Source organism: Amycolatopsis ultiminotia (genome assembly GCF_039536925.1).
Taxonomy (GTDB): Bacteria; Actinomycetota; Actinomycetes; order Mycobacteriales; family Pseudonocardiaceae; genus Amycolatopsis; species Amycolatopsis ultiminotia.
Map to the genome: position 1 here is coordinate 95,710 of NZ_BAAAZN010000003.1, position 20,722 is coordinate 116,431.

21 protein-coding genes are annotated in these 20,722 nt (G+C 65.6%); 10 read left to right on the plus strand and 11 right to left on the minus strand.

The genetic code is table 11. The features are described from left to right. Nucleotides 1-15 precede the first annotated feature (15 nt). The gene (locus ABD793_RS08155; protein ID WP_344857139.1) at nt 16-1,320 is read left to right on the plus strand and encodes a DNA cytosine methyltransferase; all 1,305 of its coding nucleotides are present in this window, start codon (nt 16-18) and stop codon (nt 1,318-1,320) included. On the opposite strand, the gene ABD793_RS08160 is transcribed toward ABD793_RS08155, so the two are convergent. The 3 genes from ABD793_RS08160 to ABD793_RS08170 form a co-directional block, all read right to left on the minus strand. Beyond that, entirely contained in the window at nt 1,313-3,010 is a 1,698-nt protein-coding gene (locus ABD793_RS08160) for a DEAD/DEAH box helicase (protein WP_344857142.1), read from the minus strand. The two genes, ABD793_RS08155 and ABD793_RS08160, sit on opposite strands and share 8 nt — an antisense overlap. Nucleotides 3,011-3,135: 125 nt before the next feature. Continuing rightward, nucleotides 3,136-4,533 (minus strand): ParB N-terminal domain-containing protein, encoded by a 1,398-nt coding sequence (locus ABD793_RS08165; protein WP_344857145.1) that lies wholly within the window; start codon nt 4,531-4,533, stop codon nt 3,136-3,138. Nucleotides 4,534-4,605: 72 nt separating this feature from the next. After that, nucleotides 4,606-5,286 carry a hypothetical protein gene (locus ABD793_RS08170; protein WP_344857149.1) on the minus strand — a complete coding sequence of 227 codons (681 nt, stop codon included), beginning with the start codon at nt 5,284-5,286 and terminating at the stop codon, nt 4,606-4,608. 815 nt (nt 5,287-6,101) lie between these two features. On the opposite strand from ABD793_RS08170, the gene ABD793_RS08175 reads away from it, so the two are divergent. Then, nucleotides 6,102-6,911: a hypothetical protein gene (locus ABD793_RS08175; RefSeq protein WP_344857151.1), complete on the plus strand. Its 810-nt coding sequence runs from the start codon at nt 6,102-6,104 to the stop codon at nt 6,909-6,911. Nucleotides 6,912-7,493: 582 nt separating this feature from the next. On the opposite strand, the gene ABD793_RS08180 is transcribed toward ABD793_RS08175, so the two are convergent. Both ABD793_RS08180 and ABD793_RS08185 read right to left on the minus strand, forming a co-directional pair. Continuing rightward, entirely contained in the window at nt 7,494-8,048 is a 555-nt protein-coding gene (locus ABD793_RS08180) for an SCP2 sterol-binding domain-containing protein (protein WP_344858073.1), read from the minus strand. Nucleotides 8,049-8,131: 83 nt separating this feature from the next. Beyond that, nucleotides 8,132-8,776, minus strand: a complete 645-nt coding sequence (locus ABD793_RS08185) for an SCP2 sterol-binding domain-containing protein (protein ID WP_344857153.1) — start codon at nt 8,774-8,776, stop codon at nt 8,132-8,134. A gap of 120 nt (nt 8,777-8,896) precedes the next feature. Here ABD793_RS08185 and ABD793_RS08190 point away from each other — a divergent pair, with 120 nt between their 5' ends. Next, entirely contained in the window at nt 8,897-9,556 is a 660-nt protein-coding gene (locus ABD793_RS08190; protein WP_344857156.1) for a TetR/AcrR family transcriptional regulator, read from the plus strand. On the opposite strand, the gene ABD793_RS08195 is transcribed toward ABD793_RS08190, so the two are convergent. Both ABD793_RS08195 and ABD793_RS08200 read right to left on the minus strand, forming a co-directional pair. Beyond that, nucleotides 9,545-10,384 carry a MaoC/PaaZ C-terminal domain-containing protein gene (locus ABD793_RS08195; protein ID WP_344857158.1) on the minus strand — a complete coding sequence of 280 codons (840 nt, stop codon included), beginning with the start codon at nt 10,382-10,384 and terminating at the stop codon, nt 9,545-9,547. The genes ABD793_RS08190 and ABD793_RS08195 overlap by 12 nt on opposite strands. Nucleotides 10,385-10,387: 3 nt before the next feature. Beyond that, nucleotides 10,388-11,722: a 3-oxoacyl-ACP reductase gene (locus tag ABD793_RS08200; RefSeq protein ID WP_344857160.1), complete on the minus strand. Its 1,335-nt coding sequence runs from the start codon at nt 11,720-11,722 to the stop codon at nt 10,388-10,390. Nucleotides 11,723-11,816: 94 nt separating this feature from the next. On the opposite strand from ABD793_RS08200, the gene ABD793_RS08205 reads away from it, so the two are divergent. After that, nucleotides 11,817-13,118 carry an acetyl-CoA C-acetyltransferase gene (locus tag ABD793_RS08205; protein ID WP_344857162.1) on the plus strand — a complete coding sequence of 434 codons (1,302 nt, stop codon included), beginning with the start codon at nt 11,817-11,819 and terminating at the stop codon, nt 13,116-13,118. Between the two features lie 103 nt (nt 13,119-13,221). Here the strand turns inward: ABD793_RS08205 and ABD793_RS08210 are convergent, their stop codons facing one another. Then, the gene (locus ABD793_RS08210; RefSeq protein ID WP_344857166.1) at nt 13,222-13,728 is read right to left on the minus strand and encodes a DoxX family protein; all 507 of its coding nucleotides are present in this window, start codon (nt 13,726-13,728) and stop codon (nt 13,222-13,224) included. A gap of 195 nt (nt 13,729-13,923) precedes the next feature. On the opposite strand from ABD793_RS08210, the gene ABD793_RS08215 reads away from it, so the two are divergent. The 5 genes from ABD793_RS08215 to ABD793_RS08235 all read left to right on the plus strand — a co-directional run bounded on the left by ABD793_RS08215 (nt 13,924) and on the right by ABD793_RS08235 (nt 17,378). Continuing rightward, a complete protein-coding gene (locus ABD793_RS08215) occupies nt 13,924-14,673 on the plus strand; it encodes a MerR family transcriptional regulator (protein ID WP_344857170.1) in 750 nt (249 codons plus the stop codon). Nucleotides 14,674-14,842: 169 nt separating this feature from the next. Then, nucleotides 14,843-16,033, plus strand: a complete 1,191-nt coding sequence (locus ABD793_RS08220; RefSeq protein WP_344857173.1) for an AAA family ATPase — start codon at nt 14,843-14,845, stop codon at nt 16,031-16,033. 261 nt (nt 16,034-16,294) lie between these two features. Continuing rightward, nucleotides 16,295-16,444 (plus strand): hypothetical protein, encoded by a 150-nt coding sequence (locus ABD793_RS08225; protein WP_344857176.1) that lies wholly within the window; start codon nt 16,295-16,297, stop codon nt 16,442-16,444. Nucleotides 16,445-16,703: 259 nt separating this feature from the next. Further along, nucleotides 16,704-17,090: a hypothetical protein gene (locus ABD793_RS08230; protein ID WP_344857180.1), complete on the plus strand. Its 387-nt coding sequence runs from the start codon at nt 16,704-16,706 to the stop codon at nt 17,088-17,090. Next, a complete protein-coding gene (locus ABD793_RS08235; RefSeq protein ID WP_344857184.1) occupies nt 17,091-17,378 on the plus strand; it encodes a hypothetical protein in 288 nt (95 codons plus the stop codon). Here ABD793_RS08235 and ABD793_RS08240 read toward each other — a convergent pair. Continuing rightward, nucleotides 17,366-17,941 carry a peroxidase-related enzyme gene (locus tag ABD793_RS08240; protein WP_344857187.1) on the minus strand — a complete coding sequence of 192 codons (576 nt, stop codon included), beginning with the start codon at nt 17,939-17,941 and terminating at the stop codon, nt 17,366-17,368. The genes ABD793_RS08235 and ABD793_RS08240 overlap by 13 nt on opposite strands. Before the next feature lie 85 nt (nt 17,942-18,026). Here ABD793_RS08240 and ABD793_RS08245 point away from each other — a divergent pair, with 85 nt between their 5' ends. Next, on the plus strand, nt 18,027-18,674 hold the full coding sequence (locus ABD793_RS08245) for a hypothetical protein (protein WP_344857190.1): 648 nt from the start codon (nt 18,027-18,029) through the stop codon (nt 18,672-18,674). A gap of 3 nt (nt 18,675-18,677) precedes the next feature. On the opposite strand, the gene mctP is transcribed toward ABD793_RS08245, so the two are convergent. Both mctP and ABD793_RS08255 read right to left on the minus strand, forming a co-directional pair. Then, nucleotides 18,678-20,342 (minus strand): monocarboxylate uptake permease MctP, encoded by a 1,665-nt coding sequence (mctP, locus tag ABD793_RS08250; RefSeq protein WP_344857193.1) that lies wholly within the window; start codon nt 20,340-20,342, stop codon nt 18,678-18,680. Next, nucleotides 20,339-20,617: a DUF3311 domain-containing protein gene (locus tag ABD793_RS08255; protein WP_344857196.1), complete on the minus strand. Its 279-nt coding sequence runs from the start codon at nt 20,615-20,617 to the stop codon at nt 20,339-20,341. The genes mctP and ABD793_RS08255 overlap by 4 nt, the downstream gene beginning before the upstream one ends. Nucleotides 20,618-20,722 lie beyond the last annotated feature (105 nt).

The following is a 20,722-nucleotide window of genomic DNA, read 5'->3' on the forward strand; positions in this document are numbered from 1 at the left end:
GCTGAAGGGACAAGGATGACCAGCACCCCCGAAGACACGGCCTTCGAGGTTGTTGAGATCTGTGCAGGCGCGGGCGGCCAGGCACTGGGGCTCGAGAAGGCGCGGTTCACTCACCGGCTGGCAGTAGAGCTGGACCCCAACGCTTACGAGACCTTGCGCACGAACCTTCCAGGAAAGATCCTGATCAACGGACAAGAGCGGGACATCGCGCGCAACGGCGACGTCGCAGATCCAGGTATCTTCAACCCAGTTGACCACAAGAAGGTCGCTTTGTTCGCCGGTGGAGTTCCTTGCCCGCCCTTCACTATCGCAGGTAAGCAGCTCGGTGCGAGCGACGAGCGCGACCTCTTCGCGTGGGCCGTCGAGCAAGTCGGCGCACTGGAACCGCAGGCCGTCCTCTTGGAGAACGTTCGTGGCCTGAGTCTCCCAAGGTTCGCTGGATACCGCCAGCACGTGCTGGACCGCCTCACCGATTTCGGCTACGCCGCCGAGTGGCGGCTGCTCAACGCTTCTGACTACGGAGTGCCCCAGCTTCGCCCTCGATTCGTTCTCATCGCAATGAAATCCGAACACATGGCCAACTTCTCATGGCCGGAACCCTCGGTACAGGCCGTCACGGTGAGCGAGGCAATCGCCGACCTTATGGGAGAGAACGGGTGGCCGCAGGTGGACGAGTGGGCCAAGCTGGCTGACAAAATCGCGCCTACCATCGTAGGGGGATCAAAGAAGCACGGTGGCGCCGATCTAGGGCCGACTCGCGCCAAGCGCGCGTGGCGCGAGCTCAGCGTCGACGCGATGGGACTCGCCAACGAAGCACCTGGCCCGGACGACTGGTTCGACCTCCAGAAGGGCGACGGCCCGAAGCTGACCAACGAAATGGTTGCTCGTATTCAAGGCTGGCTACCTGGTTACGAATGGACGTTCACCGGGCGCAAGACGTCCCGCTACCGTCAGATCGGTAACGCCTTTCCGCCGCCAGTCGCAGAGGCCTTGGGCAGAGCTATTAAAAGAGCGCTAAAAAACAGGAACAGGGACCAGGAGGAACGTCCCTCTACACCCCATGATCCAGTGTACCGGGTTCTCCGCGAATACGACGACTTCATCGCCACCGAAGATTTGATCGAAAAAGCTGGCCTGACACTAGGTATCGCCGACTTGGAACGACGCATCGCTCTCCTTAAACGTGATTTCGAGGTCTACAGTGAACCACGCGGAGACGGTGTCTTGAGTTACCGCCTCGGAAAGTTCAAGGCGTTCGTCGGCCAGGAAGACCACGAGCGGCACATTAAGTTTGCACAGAACCGGTCGAAGATCAGCTGACGTGCTTCGCAAGGTGCATTAGCAGGGCGTCGACGTCCGCTGCGTCCATGCCGGCAAGAGCTGAGGGCTCATCGTCGGGATCACCCAGTTGCTGGACCGCGGAATCATCCAGGATCCTGCCCATGAACTCGAGTTTCTCGTTGAGCCGCATTGCAACGACCTCATCAATCGTGCCACGAGCGGCCAAGACGGTGACATGGGTCTCCGTGCCGGGAGCGAGACCGAGCCGGTGGATCCGGTCGAGACTCTGCAAGAACCGGCCCGCTTGGAAGTCACGGTCGACGTAAACCGCGTCGTGGCACACCTGATGCAGGCTGATACCTTCACCGAGAGTCGCCGGGTTTGAGATCAAGACCCGGCAGCTGGGGTCACTGCGGAAACGATCGATCTGCTCCTGCCGGTTGGGGGAACCACCGTGCACTACCGCAGGCGCGAATTCACTCAAGAGGAGTTCCAAAGTGCTGATGCTGCGCACGAAACTGGCCCAGACCAGAGTCTTCCGTCCGTGCGCAGCGTTGGTCGCCACGATAGCAAGGGCTTCTTGGTATTTAGGTGGTATCTCATATTCACCAAGTGACCCGAGCAGCTCAAACAGCGGATCACTTTGTGGCAGTTCCAGAGGTGGAACTTGCAGAGATAGCGGTTCATAGCGTGAGGCCCCCAGCGCAAGCAGGGCCGGACTCGTCGCTGCCATAATAAGACGCAGAACCGTCCGGCCAATCGCGTCGAAATCAGACCTGCTCCTCTCTGCGCGTGGCGTGAACCGCCCCACTATCGCGTCGTAGATCTCCCGGTGCAGACGAGGCAACTCGACCGTACGGACCCGTAAACTGACCGGCGGAAGGCCAAGCTCCTGCTTCGTTGTACGGGTATACATTGGCTTGAGCACGCGGCTGGCGTGGCTCAGATCACCCCCTTGGACTGCCTGGCTGACCGCGCGCCGGCCGCGACCCGGCCAGACGAAGGACAGCAGGCTTTCCAAGTCCCGTGAACCATTGGGCGCCGGCGTTCCAGTGAGGATCATGCGTACCTCACTCAGAGGAGCGAGCGACATGCAAGCCATGCCATAAACTCCTGCGGTCCCTAGCTTCATGCGATGAGCCTCATCCAGGATCATCATCGCCGGACCAGCACTAAGCCATTCCGCGAGCACCTCGAGTGATCGCCCGAGCCTCTCGTAGTTGACGATCAGCAGGTCTGCCGCTCGGTAGCCCCAGCTGCCAAGCAATTTAACCGTCAGCCCCTCGCCAAAGCACTGAACACTTTCGTCAGTCCAGGCCTCATAAGCGGATTTCGGGCTGACTACGAGAACTCGTTCAGTCAAGCCCCTCTTACGCAAAGCAGCGAAAACGGCGAGAGCTACGCGGGTCTTGCCGGCACCGGGAACGCTGAAGTTGGCGCCGTGCCGTAACGACAAGAGTTTCGCCACGTCCCGACGCTGGAAATCGGTCAGATCAGCGGACCATTCACTGCCGAGCAACTCGGAAACCTCGTCAGCCGTAACGGCAGAGCCGTCGCTATCACCCGCTAAGATTCGCTGTGAACGTTCCGCGTCCTTGAGCATCTCTGTCGCCCTGACCCGGAAGGTTTCCTCCCACACGACAGACCCAGGGTCCGGCCATTTTGCGAGTTCTTCGAGCCCAGTCAGGAATTCGTCGATCGGTACTGAGGCGGCCAGACGGTCGACCATCCGGCCGCCCGGGAATCGCGCCATCAGGCTGGCGAGCGACTCCCGGTAAGACGCTCGTGCCCGGAGCTCGGCTCGCGTTCTCGTCGGGTCGAAGGTGACGTACAAGCTTGGCGATGCCTCATCCATCAGGCGCCGGGTCCCAGCATGAGATCGCGAAGCCAGCCAATACCCTCGCCGGGATCTTTGACCGTGCGCGCACTCTCAGCTGCGAGGAGGCGAAGTGTCTTCCTCAGCTTCAGTACAGCGTCGTTGAAGGCCTCCTCATCGAGTGAACGATCAGCCCGCGACATGACCAGATCTGTTACGCATTGATCAAGCTGGTCCACTGCGGACAGGACACGTTCCGGAGCCCTCTGCTTCTTCTTCCGGAGCTTCTGGTCACGGCCGGCCAGTTCGATCGCTTCCTCCATCAAGCCACGGACGAGCTCTAGCTCAGCTGATTCCCCGCTGGCGGAAATCGAGCTTTCTGTCTTCGCTCGCAGCACCTTGTCGGTGAGCACCCTTGCCTTGGCAGCGTCGTCCGAACCTGTCTTGACCGACATGCCCAGGCCGGGGACCTGAACCTCCGGCGACGAGTCCTCCGGGATGAACCCATCCGGCAGTTTAGGAACGAGATACCTGCTCAGGAAGTCCGACTCTACCCAGCGCACGTCCGTCTTCGAGAAGCCGAGAGCGATGGCCGTTAGACGGGCCTCCTTTGTGGTTTCGGCATCATCGGGACGGGTTGCCATGTCCCGATGATACTTTCTTGCGAGTTCTTTCAGTTTTTCCTGTTCCTCCTCGAATGCCACCAGAGGCAGGCGTTGCCCATTGTGCTCACTGCGCTCGATCATCGACTTGATGGCCGAGAAGACCCACAGGTCTTGCTCGCAAGCCGCAACGGTGCTGCGAAAAGTCTGAGCAATAGCAGGCATCGGGGTCCCCTGAGCAACCAGCTCATCAATTGCCAGCAGCCGGTTTATGTACGAATAGGCCCGCCGGTGCTCTTTCCTGAGCTGCAGAGAGAGCTCGACATCTCGGATGTCAACCCAGTCGCAAGACGCTGGAAGTACTGCGACCCGCATCTTTGCCTCGGGCCCTTCGAGCTGGACCAGGGCAGCACGGCGCGTGTTGCCGTTGACGAGGACACCTTCGACCGTGACTAGCCCGGGATCTGATTGCCCGTACTCCCTGAGACTCTGCATCAGTTCAGTGAAAGCTGGATCGATCCGCTGTGGATCAGCCGGTACCACTTTCAGCAGCTTCTCGAGATACTGCTGGCTTTCGAAAGACCACGGATCCTCATCCACCAGGGCGTCAAGCCGAGGATCGTGGCTGCGCTGCGCCCGGACGCGATGAGTGGCCGGGTTGTAATAGAGGTCCCCTACGCGCACATCGATGACCTCAAGATGGATCTGTTTGCCGCGCCAGTCGACAGTCTGCGTCTCCCGCGCACCGCGCGTGGACACCACCTCGCTGAGTCGCCGTTCGATGAGTGAGCGGGTCGCGCTTGCCCGCGGCGGCTGCCCATAATCCTTGATCATTATCACTCCTGCCCCGCCGGCTACCTCAACTTCACCGGGAACGATAGCCCGAACGCACATCAGGCATGTGTGTCAGCCCAATCCAAGTGCGCTGCGCACGCTGCTCCTAGCGTCAGCCGGCAGGGCTCGATATTCCGCCCATACCCGTTCGAGAGCACCGAGCTCTCGCTCGTCAGCCTCGATCCAGCTCGTCAGCACGCCACGATCCACCGTGCTCAGCAGCCCAGCCTTTTCCACGACGTTGTCTGCTCCGGCGACGAGATCACGCCCGCCCAGGCGACACCTCCGGCACTCCGCCACGAGCTGGACCTCGGTGCCACCGCCCGGCAACCGGACTTTGCGGCGCGCGACGTCCAGCTGCACACCCGCGCCCGTGTCTTCGTACGAGTCCCCCGGGGCGATACCGCAAGACCGGCACATGTTGCCGTCCCGCGAGATAATTTCACGCCGCCGTCCAGCACCGATCGCCGCCGCGTGCGCCGGCCTGGACGTCACACCCTTCTCCCACACCGGCTGACCACGTACAACGAAACGCTGCTGCGCCGCCGCAAGAGTAACGTCCTCCCTGTTGGTGTCGATCTGCCAGCCGAACCCCCGGAGGTCCCGGACCCGTCGATCGATCTGGGAGACACCAGGGAATGCCCGGCGCATTTCCTCCTTAGTAAACCGGTTTCCTTCTCCCACTTCAGAAACCAGCCACAGGGCCACCCTTTTCATGGAACCCAGGTTTCGATCTTGCCACGAGGGCAGCATGTCAGCTCCTTCAGAATTAGAGGTAGTCGCACACTCTTGCACCTTTGTACCACGGATCGGAAGACGTGTCTGCAGCGGGAAACAGGTTTTTTATTACAAAAACACAGTGACATTATTGCAATTTCTTTATTACATTCATTATTGCAAAAATTTGCTTTAGCAACTTTGCTTTAGCGAATATTCACCAAAGGGGCAAGTAGCTGCCGCAACGCAAGCAACGCTGCCCGAGCCAAACACTGCACGGACCGATCAGTGACGCACGGTATGCGCGTACGCGGCGTGTACGTGTCTTCGCACTCACGGCACTACCGCTGCATGATCACTTCACCACAGATTGCGTCTACGTCCGCCTCTCGCAAGCGAAGCAGCGCGAGGACGTTTCGATGGGCGCGAAGCGTGCTACGATCCTGCAAACTGCATCTCGCCCACGCTGAGTATTCGCCAACAAGCAGAGAGAGGGGCCTCAGACAGGACAAGCACAATCCACGCGGAGGCCACACCGGCGTTTCCGGACCGCATCGAAGGCTCCGGCCAGCTACAGGTACTGGCCGCGAACTCCTTGTAGTAGCACAGGTTCGACAAGTCAGCAGGAACGCGCACGCGTGAACAGGCGAGATGCAAACTTGGAACCGTAGAACCTTTGCAGCGCAGCAGCCGAGTGGTGGAGCCTGCCGTCGATCCACGTGAACACGACCGTCCTTGGACAACTAGCCCGAGGTCCGGGCATCGCGTCGGCCTCAGCTTCCCCAATCGCGTACACAAATTCCCAGGTCATTTACCTGACGGGCTACTGCCACCCGCGCAGGACGCTGAAGATGGGACGGAACATGCCAGCCTTGGGACAAGTCGGGAAACAAGCCGCGACCGCAGCGACCCCGGAGGTGGTCACGCTTGCCACCCGTTTCACGGAGCTGTACCACTGCCTGCCGTCAAATAGCATGGTGCGCAATGCTGCTGACCTGCACGTATCTCAGCCATCGCTGTCTCAGTACGCCAACGGCCAGCGAGTGCCACCAGTTTGGCTGCTCGTGACTATGCATCAGAAGGCGGCCACCCAGGCCGCTCAGGGCAACCTTGAACTCCCTTGCACTCTCGACGAGCTCCTTGAAGCACGCGCTGCCGCCAAAGCTAGCTTGCGCAGCATCCGCTTCGCCACGACTCGCCTTTCAACCCCGCCCCTGACCGGCAACCCAGCGATGAATCATGAAACCGCAGGAAATTTCGACCGGCGCAACGGCAAAACCAGTCCCAGTCACGACCGGCGCAACGAGAAATGCGGTGGGCCGCCCGCATCAACCTCACCACCGGGTGCCGCAACAGCCGGTCCGTCGTCGTCCACAGCCGCCGATGTGGTCGCCTTCGCGATCGACTGCATGCGGGCAGGCGACTGCGACACGGCCGAACATGTGCTCGGCAACCTGAAGACCGTCCTCGCTGACTTGACGGTCGACCCGAGCTCGAGAGCGCGAGCCCTCGGTATTGCGGTGAGCCCGGGGAGTTATGCGCACGATGCGGAACGCCACCCGAGCCAGGATCCGCCGCACAGGGACGACGACACCGGGCGAAAAGAGGTGCGTCGACGTCCAGGGCGCCGCTCAGCAGTTACTGAGAGTAAGCATTTGTGACGGCGCTTGCCAGCACCAAGGAGGAAGAGAAAGGGAAAGGACGTGGATGCACGATGAACATCCCATGAGCTGTTCCCGTGTTCACCCCGCAACCAACCAACTAGCAGGCGGCACATGTTCACGGGAGCTGCAGTGCAGCTGTGGATGAATTTCAGGAAGGAGCCCCGCCGGTCCAGCTTGGAGAGGCAACACCGGTCGGCCCCTTCCCTTCGGTACATCAGCTCGATCAACCATGAAAGGCGATGACCTGTGAGTAAGTGTAGTTGCGGCAGGCGCCGGCGGTGGCCCCGGAAGCATGCGACCACGCGACCCGGGCACAGGCTGCTGCAGATCAGGAGCTGCAGCAGCGTCAGCACCCGGCGACACTGGAAGGCACATCCGGAGGGCCGTCGCCGGGTGCTGGCTCCCGCTCCTGCCGGTGGTTCTCAAGTTCACGGTGAGTCACATTGGCGCCATCGCGCAGTTTCTTCACGTGCACGGACAGCCCTATCACGCAGAGTCCAGCTGCTCGTACTCTAAGTTTGCGTTGAGTACCTACGCAGGCCGGTGACGTAGCCGGCCACCCAACCAGCCACGTCACCGCTACTCGATCCCATTCGGTTTTGGGATGTCGAAGTAGTTCGAGAACCGTACGGCTGGGGCGTACTCGCCCTTGACCTTTACCTTTCCGGTTACGAACATTGTTGCTACTGCGGCGTTGCCGGTTGCCATGCGGATGAAATCGTCGACGGCGAGGGTGATCGTGGTGTCCGGGGTGCGGGTCAGGTCGGTGCTGGAGACGCACAGGCCGTCTTCGATCACGGTCTGGAAGCGGTCGTAGCCGTCCTCGCCGGCGCCGTCGGGGAAGCGCCAGGAGACCACGATGTCCACGTGTTCGGCTCGGTCCGGGCGGAAGTGTTCGGACATCCTGCGGAAGATCTCGTCCAGGAACACCGCGCGTAGCTGGGGGTGTTCGGCCAGTGCCTTGAGCTGTTCACGGGACGCCTGCGCCACCACGTCCACCAGTGCCTGCGTGGTCAGCGAGCTGAGCTCGATGCCGGCGCCGGCCGTGCCGAGCATGTGCAGGGTTTCCAGTAGCTGGACGAACTGCGGTGGGGTCAGCTTGGCGAACTCCAGCTTCCGCGCGAAACCGTTCACTGCGTGTTCGCCGGGAGAAACGGCGGCACGGGGGTGGGCGAACTTCCGCCACGGGACGCGGGGGCGCGGCACGGCGGGAGAGTCTACGCCGGCCGGGGGAGGTCGAAATAGCCGATCAAGCCCGCGGCGAAGGCCAGATCGCCTTTCACCTTGATCTTCCCGGTCACGAACAGCACCGCGGGGGTGGCCTGGTGAGTGACGATCCGGAAGAAATCCACCGGCGAGACGGTGATGGTGACCCGTGGTTTCTCCCGCATCTCGCGGGAGACGGTGCAGGCGCCCTGCGAAATCAGCGTCTCGTAGCGGTCGTAGCCGCCTTCGCCGACACCGCCGGAGAGGCGCCAGTGCACGACAGCGTGCAGCGATCGTGCCCGATCGACTCGGATGTGTGCCCCCATCCGCGCGAAGATCTCGTCCAGCACCCGCGTACGCAGGACGCGCTCGGCGACCACCGCCTCCAGCTGCGCCCGTGACGCGCGTGCGACCAGGGTGGCGAACCGCGCCGGGTCCACCTTCTCCAGTGCGAACGCGGGTGCCCGTTCGGCCAGCCGCAGCAGCGTGGCCAGAAGCCGGCGGAAGTCGTCCTTGCCCAGCTCACGAGGGTCGAAGGCGTCGGCGACCGCGTTCACGTCGGGCACTCCCACGTCCTCGACGTCGGCGCGATCCAGCGCGTCCAGCAGCGCGGCTGCGCGCAGGCCGGAACCGGCGCCGGCCGGGTTGTCGGCCATCCTCCACCCCTTCCCAAGCACTACGCGGCAAGGCTACCGGCGAGTAGATAAGCGGGCAAGCACGCCACGGGCCCGCCGCCCGGTACCGTTCCCTGCCAGCAAGAGGAGGTCAGAACCACAGTGCCCGACGAAGCTCAGCGCCCACCCGAGCGAGCCCGGCGGCTGCCAAGGGCGGTCCGCGAGCGGCAGATCCTGGACGCCGCCGTGCAGGTGTTCTCCCGGCACGGCTACCACGCGGCGTCCATGGACGAGATTTCCGACGTCGCCGGAGTCTCCAAGCCGATGATCTACACCTACCTCGGCTCGAAGGAGGACCTGTTCGGCAAGAGCATCCAGCGCGAGGCCACCCGCCTGCTGGAAGCCATCCAGGCCGGCGTGCAACCCGACCTGCCACCGGACATGCAGCTGTGGCACGGCCTTCGCTCGTTCTACCGGTTCGTCGCCGAGTACCGCGAATCCTGGACGGTGCTGCACCGCCAGGCGCTCACCGTCGGGGGCGCGTTCGCCGCGGAGATCACCGCGATGCGCACCAGGGCGATCGAACTGGTCGCCGCACTCGTGGTCTCCGCAGGCACCCGCAAGGGACTCGGCGAGCAGGCCGAGTTCTCCGGCGCGGGACTGTCCGCAGCGCTGGTCGGCGCGGCCGAATCGCTGGCCGACTGGGCACTGGACCATCCGGAGATCTCCGACGGCGTGCTCGCGTCGTGGCTGATGAACCTCGTCTGGCTCGGGTTCAACGACCTCGTCGAGGGCGCGGTCTGGAAACCGTCAGAGGGCTGAGATCACGCCGTCGAGGTGCGGCTTCGGCTTGCGGGCGTGCCACAGCTCGAAAGCCCAGCCCCCGTCGGTGTGCCAGCTCGTGAACGCTGCCTTTGCAGGCAACAGCACCGGCTGCTTGAACCGCACCTCCACGGTGAACGCGGAGGGCAGCCGTCCCTCGAAAGCCGCCAGCGCGTGCGCCTTGGTCCACATGCCATGGGCGATCGCCTTCGGGAAGCCGAACAGACGCGCGGTGAGCGGGTGCAGGTGAATCGGGTTGCGATCACCGGAAACCTCGGCGTACCGGCGGCCGATGTCGCCCGGCACCTGCCACAACGCGGTCGGCGTCGGAGGCGTCAGCTGTGCACGCGGACCGGACGAGCCCGACGAGCCGGAACCGCGGCGCAGGTACGTCGACACCTCGGTCCAGACGGTTTCCTCGCCCACCCGCAGCTCGCTCACCATGTCGAGCTGCTGGCCCTTCTCGTGCGGCCGCAGGTTCTCCGCGTGGACGCGCGCGCTGAACTTCTCGCCCAGCCGCAGCGGACGGTGCTGGGTGATCCGGTTCTCCACGTGCACCAGGCCGAGCAGCGGGAACGGGAAGCTCGGTTCGGTCATCAACGCCATCTGCAGCCCGAAGACGAGCATGTGCGGATACGTCGCGGGCAGCTCGTCGGAGTAGCGGAATCCGCACACCTCCGCGTAGCCCGCGACGTGTGCCGGATCCACGACGACCTCCGGGCGCACCAGTTCGGTGTCCGGCAGCGTCGAACCGCCGCCGCGGCGCAGCAGTGCCTTCGAGTACAGCGACGCCAGGTTCGGCGCACTGCTCAGCTCACGGACAGCCATCGTTCACGCTCCCAGCAGGGCCTGGCCGCACACGCGGACCACGTTGCCGTTGACCGCGGCCGACGCCGGATTCGCGTACCACGCGATGGTCTCGGCGACGTCGACCGGCAGCCCGCCCTGGCCGAGGCTCGACAGCCGTCGCCCGGCCTCGCGGATGAACAGCGGGACGGCGGCGGTCATCTTGGTCTCGATGAAGCCGGGAGCGACCGCGTTGATGGTGCCGCCGTACTCCGCGAGCTGCGGCGCGCCGACGTTCACCATGCCGATCACGCCCGCCTTCGACGTGGCGTAGTTGGTCTGTCCCACGTTGCCTGCGATACCGGCGATCGACGAGACCCCGACGATCCGGCCGTTGTCCTTCAGCACCTTGTCGGCGAGCAGTTTGTCGTTCACCGCCAGCTGCGCCGCGAGGTTCACCGTGAGCACAGAGTCCCAGCCGGACTCGGTCAGGTTGCCGAGCGTCTTGTCCCGGGTGATGCCGGCGTTGTGCACGACCACGTCCACGCCGTCGTGGCGGGTGGTCAGGTACTCCGCGAGCTTCGAGGGCGCATCGGCAGCGGTGATGTCCAGCTGCAGTGCCGAGCCGCCGATCCGGTTGGCCACTGTGGACAGATCACCGCCCTGTGCCGGGATGTCCAGCGCGACCACGTGCGCCCCGTCGCGGGCCAGCGTCTCGGCGATCGCCGCACCAATACCCCGTGAGGCACCGGTGACCAGTGCAACCTTGCCCTCGAGCGGCTTTTCCCAGTTCTGCGGTACAGGCGCGGTCGTGGTGTGCGTGCCGACCCGGATCACCTGCGCGTCCACAAACGCCGACTTCGCGGAAAGGAGGAACCGGAGCGTCGATTCGCTCGCCGCCTCGGCGCCCTCGGCCACGTACACCAGCTGTGCCGTCGCGCCGCGCTTGAGCTCCTTGCCGACCGAGCGCACGAACCCTTCCAGTGCCCGCTGCGCGATCCGCTCCCGGCCTTCGACCAGCTCCGGCGGGGTGCCGAGCACGACCACCCGGCCGGATGAGCCGACCTTGCGGATCACCGGGTGGAAGAACCGGTACACCGCACGCAGCTCGGCCGGGTCTTTGACACCGGTCGCGTCGAAGACGAGCGCCGCGTGCCGTTCGACCGGCGCGCTCAGCACCTCGATACCGGCGCCGGTGAGCTGGCTCCGGACGGTCTTCTCCAGCCGTCCGCCGGGCGCCGCGCCGAGAAGTGCGGGACCCTCGAGTGCGGGCTGGCCGGGACGGTACCGGCGCAGGGTGGCCGGACTGGGCAGGCCGAGCTTCGGCACCACGAACCTCCCCAGCGGGGTTTTCGTGAACTGCTGGTACCTGTCCGCCATCACGTGCCTCCCGTGCAGTCTGCGTCACGTCGCAGTCTAACCTACTCGCTAGTAGGTTACAGTGTGAAAGGGACGACTCAGAGAGGTGGACGTCATGGCGGCCAGGAAGACGACCCCGGGCAGTGCCACGGTGCGCAAGGTCGCGATCGTCGGCGGGAACCGGATCCCGTTCGCGCGATCGAACGGGCCCTACGCCCGTGCCTCGAACCAGGACATGTTCACCGCCGCGCTGGACGGGCTGGTCAGCCGGTTCTCGCTGCAGGACGAGCTGATCGGCGAAGTAGCCGCGGGTGCGGTGCTCAAGCACTCGAAGGACTTCAACCTCGCGCGGGAAAGCGTGCTCGGCAGCAAGCTCGCACCCGCGACGCCTGCCTCGGACGTGCAGATGGCGTGCGGCACCGGATTGCAGGCCGTGCTCACCGTCGCGCACAAGATCGCGCTCGGGGAGATCGATTCGGCGATCGCCGGCGGAGTGGACACGACGAGTGACGCGCCGCTCGCGGTGAACCCGGACCTGCGACAGATCCTCGTCCAGCTCAACGCCGCCAAGACGCTGGCCGACCGGCTCAAGCTCGTCGCGAAGATCCGGCCGGGCCACATCGTGCCGGAGATCCCGCGCAACTCCGAGCCGCGCACCGGGCTGTCGATGGGGGAGCACGCCGCGCTGACCGCGAAGGTCTGGGACGTCGCCCGCGAGGCGCAGGACGAGCTGGCCGCGACCAGCCACCGCAACCTCGCCGCCGCCTACGAGCGCGGGTTCTTCGACGATCTGGTCACCCCGTTCCTCAAGCTCGCGCGCGACCAGAACCTCCGGCCGGACTCCTCGCCGGAGAAGCTCGCGAAGCTCAAGCCGGTGTACGGCGGCGCAGACGGGACCATGACCGCGGGCAACTCGACGCCGCTGACCGACGGCGCATCCACCGTGCTGCTCGCGACCGACGAGTGGGCCAAGGCGCACCAGCTTCCGGTGCTGGCCTACCTCACGTTCAGCCAAACCGCCGCCGTCGACTACGTGCACGGTGATGAGGGGCTGCTGATGGCACCCGCCTACGCCGTACCGCGGATGCTGGACCGAGCGGGACTCGCACTGCAGGACTTCGACTTCTACGAGATCCACGAGGCGTTCGCGTCACAGGTGCTGGCCACGCTCAAGGCGTGGGAGGACCCGGCGTTCGCCAAGGAGAAGCTGGGACTGGACGCGCCGCTCGGTTCGATCGACCGCAGCAAGCTCAACGTGAACGGCTCGTCGCTGGCGGCCGGGCACCCGTTCGCCGCCACCGGCGGGCGGATCGTGGCGACGCTGGCGAAGCTGCTGCACGAGAAGGGTTCCGGCCGTGGCCTGATCTCCATCTGCGCGGCCGGCGGCCAGGGCGTGACGGCGATCCTGGAGAAGTAGGAAGCCTCCGCACCGCACCGCACTGCAGCCCGGCCGGCACCGGCCGGGCTGCAGTGCGGAACCGGTAGACCTGCGTCGGCACCCGGCGAACACCCGGGCAGACTCAGCCGGGCAGCGACTTCTCCGCCCTCTTGCTCAGCTTCTCGGCTCGTTTGCCGGTCTTCTTCGCCGCGCGGCGGGCTCGCCAGCCGAGTGACGGCCTGCCCGCCGTATCGCTCGCGGCCAGCAGCAGTCCACCGACCAGTCCGGCGTTCTTCAGGAAGTGCACCTGCTCCGCCTGTTTGACGGCGGGGTCGGACGCCTCCCAGAACCGGTGTCCGGCGAGCGTGGTCGGCACCAGCGAGCCGATCAGCGCCACCGCCGCCAGCCGCGGCGCCTTGCCGCCGGCCAGCGCGACCCCGGCACCGATCTTCACCGCCGCATCGATGCGCACCAGGGTGACCGGGTCGCGGGGCACCTGATCCGGCACCAGCCCGTCGACTTTGTCGAAGGCATCGCTGAGGAACGGCTCGGCCGCCTTCGCATGGCCTTGGGAGTCGCGGAGTGCGCCGATCCCGCCGAAGACGAAGATCGACGCGAGCAGTGGACGTGCCACCCGACGCAGTATCACGGTCTCGCCTCTCTGGTTGTGGTCCTTGCAGAGAACCTACAACCGGGAATGCCCTCCCGGCTCGTCGCCAAACCGGGCTAGTACTCACTAGTGGAATATCGGAAAAATTCTAGATTCTCGGATACGACTCTACTGACTTCGGCTTGACCTTGACGCAACGTTAACCTTTACCGTCGAAGAGGTCAGGAGGCCGGAATGGAATGGTCGATCCAGGAGATCGCCCGGTCCGCGGGCACGACGAGCCGGACCCTGCGGCACTACGACGCCGTGGGGCTCCTGCCGCCGACGCGGATCGGTGGCAACGGGTACCGCTACTACGACGAGCAGTCGCTCGTCCGGCTGCAGCGGATCCTGCTGCTGCGCGAGCTCGGCCTGGGACTGCCCATGATCGCCGAGGTGCTCGACGGCCAGCGCGACGGCGTGGCGGCCCTCGAAACGCACCTCGCCCTGCTCGAACAGCAGCGGCAGCGGATCGGCAGGCAGATCGACTCCGTCCGGGCGACCGTGGCGAAACTGAAGGGAGGTGAACAACTCATGGTGGAAGAAGTTTTCGACGGGTTCGACCACACGCAGTACCAGGAAGAGGTCACGCGGCGCTGGGGTGCCGAGGCCTACCGGACCGGCGACGAGTGGTGGCGTTCGTTGTCCGCTGCTGAAAAGGAAGCACACCAGCAAGAGCAGCGGGACATCGCGACGGCCTTCGCGGCCGCCCGCGGGGCCGGCCACAGTGCCGGCTCGGACGAGGCCCAGGCCGTGACACAGCGGTTGCACGCGTGGCTCCGTCCGGCCGTTCGATCGGTCTCGAAGGGCTACTTCGCGGGTCTCGGCCAGCTGTACGTGGACGACCCGCGCTACGGCGCGTACGACGAACAGCACGGGTCCGGCACCGCCGAGTACATCCGCGACGCAATGCGGATCTACGCGGAACGGAACCTGACGGACTAACGCTCCGTCGGAGTGGTGCTGGGGGTAGGGATGGACGGGGCTGCAGACCCGGCCATCCCTCACAACGCCGGACAAGGCCGAACAAGGCAACACCGAACGACGCCGACACGGGCTAGTGCGCTCTTCGGCAATATCGGGCCGGAGCTAGACAACCCGATACGGTGACAGAGTGGACCCCATCCGCAATCCGTTCGCGCCTGGCGCCGGGCAACGCCCGCCGGAGCTGGCGGGGCGGGAACGCGAACTGAAGGCGTTCGAGGTGGTCCTCGAACGCGTGGCCAGGGGACGTCCGGAGCGCAGCCTCGTGCTGACCGGGCTGCGCGGCGTCGGCAAGACGGTACTGCTCGGCGAACTGCGTGCGATGGCCGTGCGCCGCGGCTGGGGCGCGGGGAAGATCGAGGCACGGCCGGACGCCGATCTCCGCCGTCCGCTTTCCGCGGCACTGCACCGGGCGATCCGGGACCTCGCGGTACGCCACCGCGCACCGGACCGAGTGGAAACCGTGCTGGGCGTGCTCAAGGCGTTCGCACTGAAGGCGAGCAAGCCGGACGCGAAGCTGCGGGAGCGTTGGCAACCCGGCATCGACGCACCCGCGGCGCAGGGCCGGGCCGATTCCGGCGACATCGAGATCGACCTGGTCGAGCTGTTCACCGACGTCGCCGAACTGGCCGCGGACGTCGGCACCGGGGTGGCGCTGCTGATCGACGAAATCCAGGACCTGCAGCCGGACGACGTCTCGGCGCTGTGCGCGGCGTGCCACGAGCTGTCGCAGTCCGGCGCGCCGCTCGTGGTCGTCGGCGCCGGGCTGCCGCACGTGCCGGCGGTGTTGTCGGCGTCGAAGTCGTACTCGGAACGGCTTTTCCGCTACGCCCGGATCGACCGGCTCGACCGCGCGGACGCCGACCTGGCCGTACTGGCCCCGATCGAACGCGAAGAGGCCGGCATCGAGCCGGAGGCGCTGGACGCGCTGTTCGACGCATCCGGCGGCTACCCGTACTTCATCCAGGCCTACGGCAAGGCCGCGTGGGACGCCGCGCCCGACGATCCGATCACGGTCAAGGACGTGCAGGTTGCCGCGCCCGAGGCGGAATCCGAGCTGGCCGTCGGGTTCTTCGGCTCCCGCTACGAACGGGCGACCCCGGCCGAACGCGAGTACCTGCTGGCGATGGCCGAGCTGACCCAGGGCCGTGACGAGGCCGCGGGCACCGCCGACGTGGCCGTTTACCTTGGCCGCAAACCCTCGTCGCTGTCGCCGGCGCGGGACAGCCTGATGAAAAAGGGCCTGGTCTACTCCGCCGAGCGCGGGCAGATCGCCTTCACCGTGCCGCACTTCGGGCACTACCTGCTCGGCCGCGACTGACCTGCGGCCACTTCGGCACGATACCGGTCTATGCGGCTGACTAGAGCTTTATAGTGACAGAGCTATATCTTTGTAGATTTCTGTAGTGCGTTACTTCTTTGTGACTGCCGACACGAGATCTGTCCGGCGTAAACCCTGATCTTGCCGATGATTCTTCGGCAAGTGCGGCATATCACCGTTGAATCGTTGGAGTCCTTGTGAAAAAAGGTGCATACTAGAGGCATCGCACTCGAAGACCTTGCAAAGGGGATGCAGACACCAATGAGCAACATGGCCGCCAAGCTCCGTGCCCGCCGCGCCGAAGCGCGCACTCGCCGGGCACTGCACCGCGCGATCGACACCGCGGCCACTTCCACGGTCCGGCAGGAGCTCATCGCACTCGCACAGGCGCGTCAGCCGTTCATGCGCTGACCTGCACCGACAGTGGTGGGCAGATCACCAACGCGGGTGATCCAGACCACAACAAGGCAAGGGTGTAACGCCACGCGATCTGGCGTCGATACCCACTACGACCCCGTGATGCTGGCGGACCCCCGACCTGGCAGCATCACGGGGTTTCCATTTGTCCAGACCACCTCGTGCCCGATCCGCCCGCCGGCGCAAAACCCTTGCTCCGGACGAGCCCGCGGGTAATGCTTGACTCAGGCAACGATCGAGTCGAGGTGGTCAGGTGCCGGCAGTCGGCCTGGCCGAGCGGGTCACCGCGGTGCGCACCCCGAACCGGCTCGAAGCCGGCCCGGCCGCCGCACTCGCCGAGCGACCGGCCGCCGCCGAGCACTCCGGAAGCGAAGCGCGGACGTGGTTCGCAGTGAACCAACCGGACCGGCTTCAGGTCAGTGATCCACACAAGCAGCGCGCCTTCGGCGACGACTGCGCACGCCTGCCGCTCAGCCGCCTGACGACCCCGCAGCTGCCCGGTCGGGTGATGCACGGTCTGGTGATGCACAGTCGCCCGAGGGCGCAAGCGATCGCCGGACACGCCGGGCGCGGTGACCGGGAGCAGACCGGTGCATTCGGTCCACCCGTGCGCACTGCGATCCGGCGGGCGGAGTTCTAGATGTTCGTCGCGTACTGCGCGGTCTGCGACCGCCGCACACTACTCGGCGTCGACGAGGTCGACTGGGTCGAGAACCTCACGCATGGGGTGCTCTCGGTGTCCGGTCACTGCCCGAACGGGCACGAGGTCGTGATCCTCACCGGCGACGCGTTCACCCCGCACCAGGACCCGCGCCACTTCGGCCCGGCGCCGCGGGTGTGGACGAAACCGGTCAGCCGGCTGCGCGGCTGGCTGCGCCACCGGTTCGAGCTGAGCCGGGACCTGCCGGGGCCGTTCTACCGCTTCTGACGGCCCATCGCGAAGAACTCCGGGTTCGGCCGCAGCGCGGTCAGGTGCGCAAGCCGGTTGGACATCGCGAACAGGGCGGTGATCGCACCGACGTCCCACACCTCGTCCTCGGTGAGACCGGCCTCGCGCGCGGCGGCCAGGTCGGCTTCGCCGAACTGCGCGGAATCACGGGCCAGCGCCAACGCCAGGTCGACGATCGCGCGGCCGCGTTCGTCGAGCTCCACCTGCCACGGGTTGGCGGCCACCCGATCGGACAGCTCGGGGTCCTTCGCGCGGATCCGCAGGATCGCCCCGTGCGCGACCACGCAGTAGGTGCAGTGGTTCGCGCCGGACGTCGCGACCACGACCAGTTCCCGCTCGGCCTTGGTCAATCCGTCCTCGCGCTCCATCAGCGCGTCGTGGTAGTCGAGGAACGCCCGCAGCTCGGCAGGCCGGTGCCCGAGTGCGCGGAAGATGTTCGGCGTGAACCCGGACTTCTCCGCGATCACCCCGACCCTGGCCCGCAGATCGTCGGGCAGCTCTTCGAGTTCCGTCACCGGGAACCGGCTCACCGCGTCGCTCATGCGCCCACGGTAACCCGCGATTCGCCGGCAGGCGGGGCCCGACCCGGGCACCCGCCGTTCACCCGGAAGGGGTTTGCTTACCCCCGTGCACTGGACCGCGTATGTGGACGGCTACTGCGAACGTCTCGCGCCGGGGTTGTGGGGTGAACCGCTCAACGACGCGACCAATCTGGCGTTTCTCGTGGCGGCCGCACTGGTGTGGTGGCGGGCGCGCGGACAGCGGACCGGCCGGGTGCTGGCCGGGCTGATCGGACTGGTGTTCCTCGCCAGCAGCGTGTTCCACCTCGTCGCCACGCGCTGGGGTGCGGTCGCGGACTCGTCGGCGATTGCGGTCTTCCTGCTGTACTACGCGGCGATGTTCCCGTCCGCGTTCTTCGCGGTGCCGCTCAAGTGGTCGTGGCCGGCCGCGCCCGGGTTCGTCGGGTTGACGGTCGCGATGGCAGCGCTCGGCGGCGGGCTGTACCTGCCGGCGTTGGTCGGGCTCGCCGCGTTCGCGGTCGCGCTCGGAGTCGCGCGGGACTCCCACTGGACGCATTTCGCCGTCGCCGGAGCGGTGTTCGCGCTGTCACTGGCGTTTCGCAGTATCGACGGGGTGGTCTGCGGTGACTTCCCGGTGGGCACGCACTTCCTCTGGCATCTGCTCAACGCGGTGGTGCTCTACGTGGTCTCGAACGCCATGATCACCAAATTGGCCCCCGCACCGGTCGGTGCGAGGGCCAGTTCGGCTGCTTAGGACTCAGTGCGCGCCGATCGGGCGCAGGTCCTTGTCGTGTTCGTCGGCGTGGTAGTCCTCGGGTGCGGTCTGGTCGACACCCGGGTTCCACTTCAGCGCACGGGCGATCACCGACACCACCGCGGCGACCACGATGTTCGCGACCAGCGCGACGAAACCGGGGTAGATCTGCACCGCGTCCAGCCCGGTGCCCGCGAACGGGTGCCAGCCGAAAATCGACAGGTTGCCCATCGCCAGCGCGGAGCCGCCGAAGTGCAGCTTGCCGTTGGCCGGGTTGGGGATGCCGTACAGCATGATCAGGCCCCAGCCCATGCCCACGATCCAGCCGGCGATCAGACCGGCCTTGTGGAACCACCGCGTGTACAGCGCGATCGCGACCGCGGGCAGCGTCTGCAGGATCAGCACGCCACCGATGAGCTGCAGGTCGATGGAGAACTGCGGATCGATCAGGATGATCACCAGCACCGCACCCAGCTTCACGACCAGTGAGGCGAGCTTGGCCTGTTTGGCCTCCTGCTGCGGGGTCGCGTTCTTGCGGAGGTACTCCTTGTAGATGTTGCGGGTCCACAGGTTCGCCGCGGCGATCGACATGATCGCGGCGGGCACCAGCGCGCCGATGCCGATCGCGGCGAACGCGATCCCGGCGAACCAGTTCGCGAACTGCGAGTCGAACAGCAGCGGGACGATGGTGTTGCCGTCCGGTTTGCCGGTGGCGTTGTTCGTCAGCGGCTTGACGCCCGCGCTGATCGCCACGTAACCGAGCAACGCCAGCAGACCGAGCACGAACGAGTAGGCGGGCAGCGCCACCATGTTGCGCTTGATGACGTTGCGGCCACGCGAAGCGAGCACGCTCGTCAGCGAGTGCGGGTAGAGGAACAGCGCGAGCGCCGAACCGAGTGCGAGGGTCGCGTACTGCAGCTGGTTCGACGAGTTCAGCAGGATCGAGCCGGCCGGTTTGCCGGTGGTCGGGCTCGGCTTGGCCAGGGTTTCCTTGGCGCTGTCGAAGATGTGGCCCCAGCCGCCGAGCTTCGAGGGCAGGTAGATGATGGCCACGATGATCACGATGTAGATCAGGATGTCCTTGACGAACGCGATCAGCGCGGGCGCACGCAAGCCCGACTGGTAGGTGTAGAGCGCGAGGATCAGGAACGCGACCAGCAGCGGCAGGTGGCCGACGATGCCGGAGCCGTTGATGCCCATGGTGCGCAGCACGGCCTCGAGACCGACCAGCTGCAGTGCGATGTAGGGCATGGTCGCGACGATGCCGGTGATCGCGATCAGCAGCGCCAGCGTCGGTGAGCTGAACCGGCCGCGGACGAAGTCGGCAGGCGTCACGTAACCGCGGGAGCGGCTGACCGACCACATGCGCAACGCGGGCAGCAGCACGATCGGGTAGACGACGACCGTGTAGGGCAGCGCGTACATGCCGAGCGCGCCGGCGCTGAACACGAGCGCGGGCACCGCGACGAAGGTGTATGCGGTGTAGAGGTCACCACCGAGCAGGAACCAGGTGATCCACGAGCCGAACTTGCGACCGCCGAGGCCCCATTCGTCGAGGTGGTCGAGCGAGCCGCCGGCCTTCCACCGCGACGCGACGAAGCCGAGCACGGTGACCGCCACGAACAGCACGATGAAGATGACCAGCTCGACCCATTGGATGTGGTTCATCGGGTCTCTCCCTCGTCGAGGTCGTCCACACCCAGCTCATCGCGGGTTTCACTGGTCGGCTTCTTCCTCGTCGCCCAGTAGACGATGCCGGTGCACAGCACGCCCGCGAAGACGAACACCAGCTGGAACCAGTAGAAGAACGGCATGCCGATCAGGCGTGGCTCGTCGAAGTTGAACAGCGGCGTGACCAGGATCAACAACGGGATGATCAACAGCAGGTTCCAGGCGCTGAACTGGAACCCACGTACCCGCCTGCCCGGTTTGGCAGTGGACATGGAACCTCACCTAACACTTACGCAACACGGCGACCGCCTGACCCTAGAACCTCGGCGCGATGTGCGGCACTGGTGTCCCATATCGATTTGATCAGGCTGGTGCGG